Annotated in this window: 13 protein-coding genes; 6 read left to right on the top strand and 7 right to left on the bottom strand. The window is 73.8% G+C overall.

What is annotated here, in order from left to right; all coding sequences use genetic code 11:
• Positions 1–60: 60 nt before the first annotated feature.
• On the bottom strand, positions 61–1,083 hold the full coding sequence (locus ABD714_RS02795; protein ID WP_344810742.1) for an aldo/keto reductase: 1,023 nt from the start codon (positions 1,081–1,083) through the stop codon (positions 61–63).
• Positions 1,084–1,202: 119 nt separating this feature from the next.
• On the opposite strand from ABD714_RS02795, the gene ABD714_RS02790 reads away from it, so the two are divergent.
• The 5 genes from ABD714_RS02790 to ABD714_RS02770 are packed head-to-tail and all read left to right on the top strand — an operon-like array spanning position 1,203 to position 7,156.
• Positions 1,203–3,380 (top strand): peptidase S8, encoded by a 2,178-nt coding sequence (locus ABD714_RS02790; protein WP_344810741.1) that lies wholly within the window; start codon positions 1,203–1,205, stop codon positions 3,378–3,380.
• A 4-nt stretch (positions 3,381–3,384) separates the two neighbouring features.
• Positions 3,385–4,482, top strand: coding sequence for a phosphotransferase (locus ABD714_RS02785; RefSeq protein ID WP_344810740.1), 1,098 nt, complete (start codon positions 3,385–3,387; stop codon positions 4,480–4,482).
• Positions 4,470–5,585, top strand: a complete 1,116-nt coding sequence (locus ABD714_RS02780) for a T3SS effector HopA1 family protein (RefSeq protein WP_344810739.1) — start codon at positions 4,470–4,472, stop codon at positions 5,583–5,585. Before ABD714_RS02785 ends, ABD714_RS02780 begins: the two co-directional genes overlap by 13 nt.
• Positions 5,582–6,883 carry a lanthionine synthetase LanC family protein gene (locus ABD714_RS02775; RefSeq protein WP_344810738.1) on the top strand — a complete coding sequence of 434 codons (1,302 nt, stop codon included), beginning with the start codon at positions 5,582–5,584 and terminating at the stop codon, positions 6,881–6,883. Before ABD714_RS02780 ends, ABD714_RS02775 begins: the two co-directional genes overlap by 4 nt.
• 39 nt (positions 6,884–6,922) lie before the next feature.
• Entirely contained in the window at positions 6,923–7,156 is a 234-nt protein-coding gene (locus tag ABD714_RS02770; protein WP_344810737.1) for a hypothetical protein, read from the top strand.
• 100 nt (positions 7,157–7,256) lie between these two features.
• Here the strand turns inward: ABD714_RS02770 and ABD714_RS02765 are convergent, their stop codons facing one another.
• From ABD714_RS02765 to ABD714_RS02740, 6 genes are all read right to left on the bottom strand, one after another.
• A complete protein-coding gene (locus ABD714_RS02765) occupies positions 7,257–8,603 on the bottom strand; it encodes a M14 family zinc carboxypeptidase (RefSeq protein ID WP_344810736.1) in 1,347 nt (448 codons plus the stop codon).
• Positions 8,604–8,975: 372 nt separating this feature from the next.
• Positions 8,976–9,959: a cation diffusion facilitator family transporter gene (locus ABD714_RS02760; RefSeq protein ID WP_344810735.1), complete on the bottom strand. Its 984-nt coding sequence runs from the start codon at positions 9,957–9,959 to the stop codon at positions 8,976–8,978.
• Between the two features lie 45 nt (positions 9,960–10,004).
• The gene (locus ABD714_RS02755; protein WP_344810734.1) at positions 10,005–11,027 is read right to left on the bottom strand and encodes an SIS domain-containing protein; all 1,023 of its coding nucleotides are present in this window, start codon (positions 11,025–11,027) and stop codon (positions 10,005–10,007) included.
• A 3-nt stretch (positions 11,028–11,030) separates the two neighbouring features.
• Positions 11,031–11,438, bottom strand: a complete 408-nt coding sequence (locus ABD714_RS23015) for a Trm112 family protein (protein ID WP_425562324.1) — start codon at positions 11,436–11,438, stop codon at positions 11,031–11,033.
• Positions 11,439–11,492: 54 nt separating this feature from the next.
• Entirely contained in the window at positions 11,493–12,848 is a 1,356-nt protein-coding gene (locus ABD714_RS02745) for a phosphomannomutase/phosphoglucomutase (protein WP_344810733.1), read from the bottom strand.
• Between the two features lie 33 nt (positions 12,849–12,881).
• The gene (locus ABD714_RS02740) at positions 12,882–13,262 is read right to left on the bottom strand and encodes a DUF3499 domain-containing protein (protein ID WP_344811267.1); all 381 of its coding nucleotides are present in this window, start codon (positions 13,260–13,262) and stop codon (positions 12,882–12,884) included.
• A gap of 38 nt (positions 13,263–13,300) precedes the next feature.
• Between ABD714_RS02740 and ABD714_RS02735 the strand changes: the two genes are divergently transcribed.
• Positions 13,301–13,723, top strand: coding sequence for a metallopeptidase family protein (locus ABD714_RS02735; protein ID WP_344810732.1), 423 nt, complete (start codon positions 13,301–13,303; stop codon positions 13,721–13,723).
• Positions 13,724–13,732 lie beyond the last annotated feature (9 nt).

Raw genomic sequence — 13,732 nt, 5'->3', positions numbered from 1 at the left:
GGGACAACCCGAGGCCGACGTCACCCGGAACCCCCGACTCCCGCCCGGGATCCGGCACGCTCAGCCCAGGGACCGGCTGCGCTGGCCCTGCCCCATCTCGCCGTACGGGTAGTCGGTGGCGCCCAGGTCGCTGGCCGCGTCCAGGGCCGCGGTGTCGTCGGCGTCCAGGTGCAGGTCGGCCGCGGCCAGGTTCGCCTCCAGCTGCGCGACGGTGCGCGCGCCGAGGATGGTCGACGTCACGCCGGGCCGGTCGGTGACCCAGGCCAGTGCGGCCGCGGCCACGCTGACCCCCCGGCGGTCGGCGACAGCGGTCAGGGCGTCGATGATCCGCCAGGTCCGGTCGGTGCCGCGCCGGTCCCAGGCCTCCATCCCCCGCGCCGGGTTCTCGCCCAGCCGGGTGTCGCCGGTGGGCCGCTCGTCCCGCCGGTACTTGCCCGACAGGTAGCCGCCGCCCAGCGGGCTCCAGGGCAGCAGCCCCAGACCGGCGTCCTGGGCCGCCGGCACGATCTCCCACTCGATCTCGCGGACGATCAGGCTGTACTGCGGTTGCAGGGTGACCGGCCGGCTCGCCCCCAGCGCGACAGCCGTGTCGACGATCTTGGTCAGCTGCCAGCCGGTGAAGTTGGACAGCCCCCAGTAGCTGATCTTGCCGCTGCGGACGAAGTCGTCGAGGGTGCGGACCGTCTCCTCCAGCGGGGTCCACGGGTCGTACGCGTGCACCTGGTAGAGGTCGACCCGGTCCACCCCGAGCCGGCGCAGCGAGTCGTCCAGCGCCCGGGTGAGGTGGCGCCGGGACAGACCGAGACCGTTGGGCTCGTCAGCCATCCCGAAGCGTCCCTTGGTGGCCAGCACGACCCGGTCGGTGACGTCGCGCGGACGGGCGCCGAACCAGCTGCCGATGATCTCCTCCGAGACCCCGGCGGAGTAGACGTCGGCGGTGTCGACGAGTGTGCCGCCCGCCTCCAGGAAAGTGTCGAGGAGCTGGTGGGAGGTGGCGACGTCCGACTCGGCGCCGAAGGTCATGGTGCCGAGGCAGAGGTTGGAGACGGCGCAGCCACTGCGCCCGAGGGTCCGGTAGTCCATACCCCGTTTCTACCCGCCGGCTCGGACGGCGAAACCGGCACGTATCGGGAGCGGGCCCCGGAGTGTCCTCTGGGCAGGCACCTATCGGGGCGCCGCCTGTCCACACGGAAGGGGCAATCATGCCTACCTCGAAGTCCGGGTCGTCGCGCCGCAGCAGCGGCTCGGCCCGCCCGCGCGGCACCTCCGCCGCATCCTCCGCCGAGTTCGGCCCGGTCCTGCGCGGCGCCGACGGGATCGTCCCCGGGGAGGTCCTGCTCACCCTGCGGCCCGACGCCGCCGACGCCATGACGTCCTCGGTGCCGCTCCATCCGGCCGGCGTGCTCGGAGCCGCCGAGAACCTCGGTGTCGACGACCTCGATGCGGTGCTCGCCGAGCTCGGCGCGCACGACATCACCCGACTCGCCCCCTCCCCCGTCGGGATCGCCGGCGCGCAGGCCCTGCAGGGCAGTGCTCTCGGTCTGCTGGAGGGCCCGGACCACCTGCTCAGCCGGAGCTTCCGGGTGCGGATCGATCCCGCCGCCGACGTGGAGGCAGCGGTGGCCCGGTTGACCTCCGTCGACTCGGTCGAGCTGGCCGAGCCGAACCGCTGGCGCGAGACCATGATCACCCCGAACGACCCGCAGCTCGGCAGCCAGTGGGGCCTGACCAAGATCAACGCCCCGGCCGCCTGGGACATCAGCACCGGCTCCGGGTCGGTCGTGGTGGCCGTCGTCGACAGCGGTTGCGACCTCGATCATCCCGAGCTGGCCCCGCTGCTGGTCAGTGGCTACGACATGGTCGATCTCGGGACCAAACCCACCCCGCCCGCCGGCTGGCGGTTCGAGGGCGACTTCTCCGGCCGGGATGCGACCCCGGAGGACGAGGTGGGTCACGGCACGCACGTCGCCGGCACCATCGCCGCGGCCACGAACAACGGTCTGCAGGTGGCCGGCATCGGTTGGCAGACCACGATCATGCCGGTCAAGGCGCTGACCCGGATGGTGCGGATCAGCGACGGCCGGGTCTCCGGGGTCGGTTCGTCGGCCGACGTCGCGGCCGCGGTCCGCTGGGCCGCCGACCACGGCGCACACGTGATCAACATGAGCCTCGGTGCCGACGCGGCCACCAGCGTGGAGAGCAGTGCGATCGCGTACGCCATCGGCAAGGGGGTCGTGGTCGTGGCCGCCATGGGCAACGACGGGACCTCCAACCCCTCCTACCCGGCCGCCTATCCCGGTGTGGTGGCCGTCGGCGCCGTCGACAGCGCGGACAAGAAGGCGTCGTTCTCCCAGACCGGGGCGCACATCAGCCTGGTCGCCCCCGGCGTGGGGATCCTCTCCACCTACCTGGCCGGCGGGACGACGACCATGTCCGGCACATCGATGGCGACCCCGCACGTGGCCGGGGTGGCGGCGCTGATCAAGGCGGTCAAGCCGAGCGCCACCGGTCCCGAGATCGCCGCCATCCTCCGCGACACGGCCCGTCCCCTCACCGACGCCGCCGGCGACCCGGTCCCGAACGACGCGTACGGGCACGGCTGTCTGGACGCCCGCGCCGCCCTGGTCAAGGCCCGGGGGCCGGTGATCAACCCGACGATCACCGTCCGGCTGCGGACCCCGATCATCGCCTGCCCGCCCAGGACGATCCGGATCGACGAGTGCGGACTCGTCACCAAGATCGCGGCCATCTGCCCGCCGCTGACCCTGACCCGTCCGCCGCGCACGATCATCTGCCCGCCGGTCAGCGTGGTCTGCCCGACCACCACCCTGCCGACCACGATCAGGACGCTGCCCACCCGGCCGATCAACCGGGAGGCCGGGGCCGGCTACGACCCGTACGGTCTGCTCGGAGCGTCCGGCGAGACGGGCCAGCAGGCGGGGTCGACCGGCAGCTACGAGGAGGGCTTCGAAGCCGGGTACGCCGCAGCCGTGGCCGAGGTGACGCAGGCGATGGAGGCCACCGGAGTCGGGGCCGACGGGGGCGGCGAGGACGTCCAGGCCGGACCCGGCGACGACGTGTTCCGCCCGGTCCCGCGCTCCTGGGTGTCCGCCTGCCCGCCGCGGACCGTCGCAGATCCGCAGTGCTTCGTCATCCGGACGGTGAACTACGTGCAGTGCTCGCCCAAGACGATCGGCACCCCCTGGTGCCCCGTCACCTGGCCGATCACGACCACCCGCCTGACCACGACGTTGCCGCCGACGACCACGCTGCCGCCGACGACCACGGTCCCACCGACCGGTCCGTACCTGCCTGGTCCCGGTGGGTACGGCGAGGAGTACGGCTACGACCCGTACGGCCAGAACCCGTTCCAGGGCTGAGTCGATGCCGACCCAGGCGGCCGCACCCTCGGGTGCGGCCGCTCTCCTGGCCCGACCCGAGACACCGGTGCCTGTCGCCGCGCTGCTCGAGGTCGGGGTGCTCGACGAGCTCACCGCGGTGGGCGCCCTGGTCGAGGACATCTCGCGGGCTCACCCGGTCTGGCGGGTCCGGCTGGCCGACGGCCGCCGACTGGTGGTCAAGGCCGGGATCGGGCACGGCGGTCCGGACCTGGCGGTGGAGTGCCTGGTCTACCGGATGACGCGGTGGTGTGCGCCGCTCGCTGCAGCCCTGCCCGCTCCGCTGCTGGTCGACGAGGACCGGCAGCTGCTGGTGCTGGCCGACGTCGGCGGGGAGGACTGCCGGGGCTCGCTGGCTCAGCAGCTCGGGTTCCCGGCACTGATCGGTGGCGCGCCCCCGACCGGCGTGCTGAGCACCACCGACGCGGACGCTCTCGGTCGGTCGATCGGTGCGCTGCACCGGGCCACTGCCGGCTTCCCGCTCCCCCCGGCCCCGCCCCCGCTGGTCCTCGCCCTGGTCGCTCGGCCGCCGGGGTCGCCGGCCCCCACCACCCTCAGTCGCGAGGTCCACGACACCCTGGCCGCCCTGGACGGCCGCCCCGCGGTCGTCGAGGCCGTGACCGAGCTGCGCCGCCCGGTGACCGGTTGTCTGGTCAACCACGACCTCAAGTGGGACAACGTGGTGCTGAGCGGACCGGGTCGCGACCCGGTCCTGCTCGACTGGGAGCTCGCCGGCTCCGGTGACCCGGCCTGGGACCTAGGCTGCCTCCTCGCCGAGCACCTGGTCCGGCTCCCCAGCCCTGGGCCGGACGTTCCCGGGCCCGTGACGGGACTGGACGGAGCGAGTCGTGCCCTGCTCGACGGGTACGCCGAAGGGGCGCGGCCACGCCCAGCGATCGCGGCCACCCTGGCCCGCAGGGTCGTGCTGTCGGCCGGTCTGCGCATCGGGCAGCTCGCCCTCGAGGTGGCCTACACCCCGCAGGCCGGCGACGGCGATGCTGCGGCCCGGCTCACCGATCGGGCCGAGTCGGTCCTCCTCGCCCACACCCGCCTGACCCAGGAGGTCCTCGGATGCCTTTCCTGAAGCCGCCACCCGACCTGGGGTCCGGCCCGCGCGCGACCGTACGGGTGGATCCGCCGCCGACGGACCAGAGCCCGCCGCCCGCCGACCGGGGCGCGACGCGCGAGGACGCGGACGCGGGGCCGGACGACCCGGCGGAGCCTTCGGGCCGGGCCCTGGCCGAGATCCGCGCCGGACTGGCGTTGGTCGCGGCGGACGCCGAGGCGCGTCGGCTGCGGGCCGAGACCCGGACCCTCGCGGACCCGGACGGCGCGCTCGCCGGCTGGCTGTACGGACGCTGGTGGTGCGGTCTGACCGAGCCGGCCGCCTGGCCGGGCGCGGCCGAGAGGGCCGCCCACCCGGCCGAGGACGACCCGGCCCGCGGCGCTGCCCGGCTGGAGGAGGCCCGGCGGACGGTCGCGCCGACCTCGGACGGGTGGCTGGTGCTGGCCGCCGCCGGACAGGACCTGGTGGCTGCGTCTCTGGTCGAGCCGGACCACCACCGTCTCCGTACGGTGGTCGAGGCGGTGACCGCGTCGTCCCGGCCGGGGTGCCCGCCGCGCCCCGGCGACCTGGTCTCCCTGCAGCACGGCAGCGCGGGACTGGACCCGAGCGGGTCGTGGTGGTGGGCGCACGCAGGACGTCCGGAGGACACCGCAGAGGTGCCCCTGGACCGGTGGTACCTGCACGCCCGCGATCTCGCGTCGGCCGCGGCCGCGGTCCCGCTGCTGCTGGAGCTGGCCGCTGCCGTGGGCTGCGCGCTGTCGCTGAAGTGCCCGCCGACCGCGTACGGGTACGGACGCCGCGACGCGCTGGTCGCCTACCTCCCCTCGGCTGCCGCCCCGACCGCCGAGCCAGCCCTCCGCCGACGCGCCGACCGGCTGCTGCCCCTGCTCTCGCCCGAGGTGCCGCCCTGCACCCGGCGGCTGCTGCCGGGGGTGGCCACCGCCCAGGACCCGGGGGCGTCGGGTGCCGCGACCCCGGTCAGCTACGGTCAGCTCCGCTGCGCTCAGCTGGCCGCGGTGGCCGCCCGGTTCGCCGGCCGTGACCCCTCCGACGAGGCGCTGACCACGGCCCTGGCCGACCTGGGCGCCGACGTCGCCGCGATCGAGCGGGTGGGCCGATGACCGGTCGGACAGGCGGTGGAGACACCGAGTACGCCGCCGCGGCCCGGCACCTGGCCGACCGGCTGGAGTCGCTGGCCACCGCCGGGGCGGACGGCAGCGCCACGTGGTCCGGCGACGACGTCGACCCGGACCGTTCGAGCGGGGACCGGGTGGTGCTCACCCACGGCCCGCTCGACGACGCGCTGCACACCGGTCGTGCCGGTGTCGCCGTCGCCCTGGCGGTCTGCGCCCGGCTGCCCGGTGGTCGGGCCTCGTGGGCTCGGCTGGCCGGCGAGGTCAGCCGGTCGACAGTGCGCCGGGCCCTCGGCGACGCGCCGGCCCCGGCGGCTCTGGGCTGGTCTGGTGGCTGGCTGGGCATCGCCCGAGCCGCCACCCTGGTCGCCGGCTGGACCGAGGACGCTCGGCTCGGGGCGGCGGCGACGGAGCTGGCCCGCCGGGCGGTCGGGGCGCTCGCCGAGGATCCGGAGCGCTGCCCGGACTACCCGGACCTCCTCGACGGCTGGGCCGGACACCTGACCGCCGTCCTCGCCGCCGACCTGGCGCCGGACCTGGAGCCAGCGCGCCGCCGCGCCGCCACCGCCCTGCTCGACCGGTTGCTGCCGTACGCCGACGACCGCGGTGCACCGGACGGACCGGTGAGCTGGCCGATGGCCGGCACCGAGCAGCCGGTGATCGGGCTGGCGCACGGCGGCTCGGGCATCACCGTGGCTCTGGCCGCGGCCCGCGCGGCCGGGCTGCCCGCCCCGGTCCCGCTGGACGAGCTGACGGCGCGGACGCTGCGGTGGGAGGACGGCCACTTCCGCGCCGACACCGGCGGTTGGCCCGATCGGCGCAGCCCGGACGACGCCCCGGGTCTGGCCTGGTGTCACGGGGCCCCCGGGGTGGGCATCGCGGCCGCCTACCGGGCGCGGGCCGGTTCCCCGGACGGCACGCAGCGCACGTACGCCCGGGCCGTCGCCACCGTGCAGGCGGACGGCCTCCCGGCCGGCGGCGGCCCGTTCGACGGCACCCTGTGCCACGGTCTCGCCGGCCTGGTCGAGCTGCACCTGGCGGGGGTGGACGCCTGGCCGGCCGCGGCGCCGGAGCACCTGGCCTCGGCCCGGTTGCTGGCCCGGCACCTGACCCGGGCCGGGCGCTCCGGACCGGGCTGGGTCTGTGGCGTCCGCGGCGGCCGCACCCCGAACCTGCTGACCGGGTTGGCCGGGGTCGCGTACACGCTGGCTCGCTGCCACGACCCCGCGCTGGCGCCGAGTCTGGCCCACCCGGGTCTGCCGGCGCTCGTGGCCGCCACCGGGTGATCCCTTCCCACGGTCGCCGCCAGGGTCGACGATGACTGCATGCCGACGCGTGTCCTCGTCACCCTGCAGCCCGACGCCGACCCCGGGGAGGTGGCTGCCGCCCTGACCGCCCTCGGGGCGCTCGAGGTCCAGCCGCCCCGGCCCGAGCTCCCTGACGTGCTCGTCACCGACATCGACGAGGAGCAGCACCCGGCGCAGGCCTGGGCCACGTCGGCGACGCAGGTGCCGGGCGTGGCGAGGGCCGAGGTCGACCAGCTCCGGTGGAGCATGTGACCTCGGCCCTGCCCGCGTACCTGAACAGCAGGCGACGCCCTGAACAGCAGGCGACGCCCTGATCAGCAGGCGACGCCCTGATCAGCAGGCGACGCCCTGATCAGCAGGCGACGGGGGTCCCGTCGGCGATCTTGTACTGCGACCGGCTGTCGAACAGCAGCGGGATCAGACCCCGGGTCGGCTGCGCCAGGGTGACGTAGCGGCCTCCGGCGTCGTTCCGGCTGGTGATCCCGTGCAGCGCCAGCTCGTCCCTGACCTCGGTGAAGGTGGCGGTGGTCAGCTGGTAGCCGCACATCGGTCGGGGCTCGACCTGCGAGGCGCTGGTCGGGATCATGTCGTCCTGGCCGGCGAAGTAGATCACTCCGGAGCCGGTCCGACCCGCTTCGGTGTTCCGGGCGGCGGCCGCCAGGGTCTCCCGGGCGAGCAGCTCGCGGTTCTCGATGAGCATCTGCACGGAGCCGACAGCGCTCGCGTAGTTGACCTCCACCCGCCGGCGGTTCACCAGCGCCGGGTCGGCCTCCTCCGCGTCGTCCAGGGCGTCGTTGGCCGTCTCCGACAGCATCCCGGCCACGTTGACCAGCCCGGCGTAGTTGCGCAGGATCCTCGCCTGACCGTCACCCGCGACCTGCCGGAACGGCTCCCCGTCCTTGACCAGCTGGCCGTAGACGCCGGAGCTGTAGCCCAGGCTGGTCACCTGCGCCGAGGAGTACTTCTCGCTCATCTCCCGGGCCAGGTCGTGCATGATCGGGTCGACGTTGCGGTTCCGCGGCCACAGGTGCAGCAGGTCGGTGTCGTAGAACTCGCCGGGACCGTACTCGTGCAGGTCGTTGAGCACGTCCGGCTTCCAGTCCCGGATGATCTTGACGATGGCCCGCGCCTCCGGGGTGCTCAGCGCCATGTAGTCCCGGTTCACGTCCACCCCCTCGGCGTTGCCCCGGGTGTCAGCCACCCAGCCGTCGGGGTTCGGGTTCACGAACAGCACGGTGGTCCGCTCCAGGAACCGGTTCAGCGCGGCGTCGGTGGTGAAGGCCAGATCGCGCGCCATCTGCAGGCAGGCCTCGCGCCCGGAGTTCTCGTCCCCGTGCACGGAGCAGGTGAACAAGGCGACCGACCCGCCGGCCGCGGCCGCCTGGGTGGCCGGCGCCGGTGACCCCACGGCCACCAGCTGGATCGGCCGGTTCTGCAGCGACCGGCCCACTGTCTGCACCCGTACGCGCTCGCTGGCGGCGTCCAGGTCGCGCAGGAACCGCTGGGCCTGCGGCTGGGTCGTCCACGCCGCCCCGTTCGCGGTCTCGAACGGGGTCTTGAGGTTGTCCGGGGCGGCGGCGAGCGTCGCCTTCAGACCGGCACCCTTCGGTGGATCCGCCTCTGCCTGGTTGCCCGCGACCAGCACCAACGAGGCGGCCAGTCCTGCCGCCAGCGTGGCGGCCATCATCCGTCGTCTCACCCTCAGTCCTCCCGGCTGAGACCGCGCAGCTCCCACGATCCGACCTGCACGGCCGTCTGTTCCCCGAGCTGAAGAGTCCAGCCAAATGTCTACCGAACAGAATGTCAATGGGTGAAGAATTGACGCGGACTCGGGCTCGAGCGGCCCGGTGGCCTGAACATTCCGTCACCCGACGGCATCTGCCCCACCCGAGGCCGTACGCAGCCGAACATTCCGTCATCCGACGGCATCTGCCCCACCCGACGCCGTACGCAACCGAACATTCCGTCGAGTGACGGAATGTTCAGAGTCGAAGCAGGGAGCAGGGAGCAGGCAGGTGGCAGCAATCAGGTGGCAGCAATCAGGTGGCAGCAATCAGGGGGCGCGGGCAGATCAGTGCGTCGGGGCGCCGGGGCGTTCCGGGCGTTCGGCCGGTACGTAGTCCTCGTGGTAGATGTCCGGCTCCAGGTAGAGCGAGGTGACCATCGGCTCGGCTGCCCGGACCGCGACCTCGGCCGCGTCGATCGTGTCGGCCACCGCCTGGGCCGTGGACGCCGCACGGACCCCGATCTTGGCCGCGACCAGGATCTCCTCCGGTCCGAGGTGCAGCGTCTTCATGTGGATGACCCGCTCTACCCCGGCGACGCCGGTGAGCGCGGTCTCGATCCGGCCGATCGCCTCCGGGGTCGCGGACTCACCGAGCAGCAGGCTCTTGGTCTCGATGGCCAGGGTGATGGCCACGCCGACCAGCAGCAGGCCGATCATCGCCGTGCCGATCACGTCGAAGATCCCGTTGTGGGTGATCAGGGTGAGACCGACGCCGAACAGCGCGAACAGCAGGCCGAGCAGGGCCGCGAAGTCCTCCAGCAGCACCACGGGCAGCTCGGGCGCCTTGGCCGACTTGATGAACCGCGCCCAGGACTGGTGGCCCTTGGTCTTGGACGACTCCCTGATGGCGGTCCGGAAGGAGAAGGACTCGGCCACGATGGCCAGCCCCAGCACCAGCAGCGGCACCCACCACCACGAGCTCTCCAGCAGGCTGTTCGGGTGCCCGGAGCGGACCTCCTCGTACTTGTGGAACGCCTCGTACAGGGCGAACAGACCGCCCACCGAGAACAGCACGATGGAGACGATGAAGGCGTAGATGTAGCGGTCCCGACCGAAACCGAACGGGTGCTCCGGGGTGGCGGCCCGCTGGGACCGCTTGCCCCCGATCAGCAGCAGGGCCTGGTTGCCGGAGTCGGCCACCGAGTGGATGGCCTCGGCGAGCATCGACGACGCCCCGGTCAGGGCCCAGGCGGCGAACTTGGTCGCGGCGATGAACAGGTTCGCCGTCAGCGCGGCCACGACGGCCTTGTTCCCGCCCTCGGTGCTCATCGGGTCCCACCTTCGCTGCTCATCGGGTCCCGCTCTCGGTCGTCATCAGCTCTCCAGGTAGCGGCCGAGGCCGACCGCCAGGTAGACGGCGGCGTACATCCCGGTCTGCAGCAAGGTCGCATACCGCTCCACGTCGGACCCGGTGGCGTGCTGGATCACGCAGACGCGGGCGTCGTTGCGCTCCGCGGTCGCCTTGAGCCGGGCATCGGCGGTCCGGATCGGGGACTCCGGGTTGCCGTCGTCCAGGATCACCAGAGCGGGTCTCCGGTCGGCCGACACCGCGTCCACGAACGGGTCGGCGAACGGGTCGCGGGGAGCGGCCGACTCGAGCACCGGGATCAGCTCGTCCGCGTCGGCGGCGAGCGCGGCCCGACCACTCGCGGCGCGGAGCGCCTCGGCGACCCGCCGGCTCGCCCGGGAGGCCAGCACGGATCCGCCCCAGACCAGCGGCTGGGCCTCGGCCAGACCGGTGGCCAGGTCCTTGGCCGGGTTCTCGGCCACGTCGGTGTACGGCGAGCAGTCGGTGGCCACCTGGTCCATCGCGTCCGCCACCTGCCACGGATCCACCTCCGGACCCAGCTGCATCCGGTGCAGGGCGGCCAGCGAGACGATCGCGGCGGCCAACGGGTCGGCGGTCGCGGTGGGCAGCAGGATGGTCGAGCTCGAACCGGCGTGATCGGCGATGGTGGAGGCCGGCGGACAGGCGATCAGCAGCTGGGCCCCCCGGCGCACGGCTTCGTGCACGGTGGCCACCAGGGCCGGCGAGCTCGCCTCGCTGGCCATCACCACCACCAGGTCAAGCGCTCCCACCCAGCCCGGCAGACCGTACGCCGGCCAGGCGACGAACGGGACGGGGCAGACCGGCTCGAGCATGGCCCGGATGAAGCGGGCCTCGCTCCCGGCGGCGATCACCGCCCGGGGTCGGTCGAGCTGGCCGATCTGCAGCAGCGGTTCCTCGGCCTCACCGATCTCACGGCGCAGCCGGGCGCCCGCCTCGGCCAGCCGGCGCAGCCCCACGTCGGCCCGACCCAGGGCCTGCTGGTCCTCCAACCAGGAGTCGTCGAACATCGGTCAGGGACGCTCGTCGGCGTCGGTCGCCGAGGCACCGGTGGCCGGGCCCGAGACCGGCCCGGAGGCCGAACCCGGGGCCGAGGCCGAGCCGTTGCTGCTGGCGTCGGCGCCGGCGGCCGTGGTCGGGTCGGCGGCGCCGGCGGCCGTGGTCGGGTCGGCGGCGCCGGCGGCCGTGGTCGGGTCGGCGGCGCTGGCGGCCGAGACGGCTGAAGGCGGCGGCAGATCGGGTCCGGGCCGACGCGCCTCGTCGATCAGCAGGACCGGGATCCCCTGCCGCACCGGGTAGGCGAGCCCGCAGTCGGCGGCCAGGCAGACCAGCTCGTCGCGGTCGTGGTCGACCGCCAACGACCCGTGGCAGTTGGGACACGCCAGGATGTCCAGCAGCTCGGTCGCCAGGTCGATGGCCATGCAGTCTCCTCAGTCAGGACGATCGTCGGTCGACGCTCCAGTTCTACCGCACGATCAACTGCGGATGACGGCCAACGCCTCGTCGCGCAGCGCCACCACCTGCGCCTCGGTGGGCGCCTCGACGTTGAGTCGCAGCAGCGGCTCGGTGTTGCTGGGCCGGACGTTCACCCACCAGCCGTCACCGGTCAGGGTGAGACCGTCGACCCGGTCCGGAGTGGCCCGGTCGCCGAACTGCTGCTCCAGCGCCGCCAGGACCGGCTCGACCTCGGCCACCGTGGAGTTGATCTCCCCCGACGCGGCGAACCGGCTGTACCGGGCCACCAGCCTGGACAGCGGCTCGGTCGTCTCCCGCAGCGCCGCCAGCACGTGCAGGGCCGCCAGCATGCCGGTGTCGGCGCCCCAGAAGTCGCGGAAGTAGAAGTGGGCGGAGTGCTCGCCGCCGAACACCGCCCGGTGCTCGGCCATCGCCGCCTTGACGAAGGTGTGCCCCACCCGGGTGATGACCGTGTGGCCGCCCGCCTCGGCGACCAGCGCGGGCACCGAGTGCGAGGTGATCTTGTTGATCACGATCGTGCCGCCCGGGTCGCGTGCCAGCTCGCGGACGGCGATCAGGCCGGTGATGGTCGACGGCGAGACCACCTCACCCCGCTCGTCGATGACGAAGCAGCGGTCGGCGTCGCCGTCGAAGACCACCGCGAGGTCGGCGCCGTTCGCCCGCACGGCCGCCTGCGCGTCCAGCAGGTTGGCCGGCTCCAGCGGGTTCGGCGGGTGGTTCGGGAAGCTGCCGTCCAGGTCGAGGTAGAGACCGACGATCTCCAGGTTCTGGCTGCCCAGCACGGCCGGGGTGGTCAAGCCGCCCATCCCGTTGCCGGCGTCGACCACCACCTTGAGCCGCCGGATGCCCGACAGGTCGACCAGCGACAGCAGGTGGTCGGCGTACGCGCCCAGCAGGTCACGGCTGGTCGCGGTGCCCGGTTCCGCGGCCGGGGTCGCCGGTCCGGCCAGCGCCCGCTCCCGGATCGCCACCAGCTCGTCGGGCTCGACCGGCTGCGCACCGGGGTGGCAGAACTTGATCCCGTTGTAGTCCCCGGGGTTGTGGCTGGCGGTGAACATCGCCCCGGGCAGCCCCAGCGAACCGGACGCGAACCAGAGGCCGTCGGTGCTGGCCAGGCCGATGTCGATCACGTCCGCCCCCCGGCTCAGCACGCCACCGGCGAAGGCGGCGGCCAGCTCGGGGCTGGTGGTCCGCATGTCGCGTCCCAGGACCAGTGCGCCACCGCCGTCGGACAGCCCGAAGACGTCGGCGGTGGCGGCCCCGATCGCGTACGCCCCGGCGGCGTCCCACTCGGGCTCGGGCCCGGTGACGACGCCGCGGATGTCGTTGGCCTTGAAGATGCGCGTCTGGATCATGGTGCGCCGATCCTAGGGAGTCGGATCGGCGGGTCAGGCGTCGGGATCGGCCAGCACGGTGAGATGGCCGCGCCGACCCAGCTCGACGATGCCGGAGCGCCGCTCCCGGGGGGACCCCTCGGGCGGGCCGCCGGCCGCCGGCTGGTCGTAGGAGAAGCCGATCTCGCGGACCGCGTCGGCCAGGGCCAGCAGGTCGTCGACGTCGGGCTGGGCGTCGGCCGAGGCCTCCAGCCGGATCACCTCCCAGCCCCGGGGGGCGGACAGGTTCTGCGCGTGCTGCTGGCACAGGTCGTAGCCGTGGGGCTCGTTGCGCGCCGCCAGCGGTCCCAGCACGGCGGTCGAGTCGACGTACACGTACGTCAGCGTGGCCACCGCGCCACCCGGGCACCCTGCTCGCGAACAACGCCGTGACACCACGCCCGAGACGCTACCCGCGGGCTAGAGTGCACGCCATGTCGACTCGCCGCAGGGACCGCCACCAGCGCGGTCTGCGTGGCCCCCTCGCGCTGCCCAACCCGTACGGCGGCCCGGCCCGCCCGCCACGACCCGCGAGTCGATCGGCGTTCTTCGACGACGCGGTGCACGCCGCGGTCGACAAGATCGCCGTCTCCTGCCCGGACGCCCTGGTGGGCGTCACGTTCGGCATCGAGGACGTGCCCAACCTGCCGCCGTCGTGGGCCGGCGACCGGGTGCCGCTCGCGGCGGCGGTCGAGGCCGACGCGGAGCGGATGGCCCAGGTGGTGGTCTACCGGCGTCCGCTCGAGCACCGTGCCGCCAGCCGTCGGGGACTCCGGATCCTGGTCCACCGCACGATCGTGGAGCAGCTGTCGGCCCTGACCGGCCGACCGGTCGGCGACTTCGACCCCGAGGAATGAGCAGAGCCG

This window comes from Microlunatus aurantiacus, assembly GCF_039536605.1.
In the GTDB taxonomy this organism is placed as follows: Bacteria; Actinomycetota; Actinomycetes; order Propionibacteriales; family Propionibacteriaceae; genus Microlunatus; species Microlunatus aurantiacus.
Note: the sequence above shows the minus strand (reverse complement) of the source record. Positions and strands in the feature narration are given on the sequence as shown.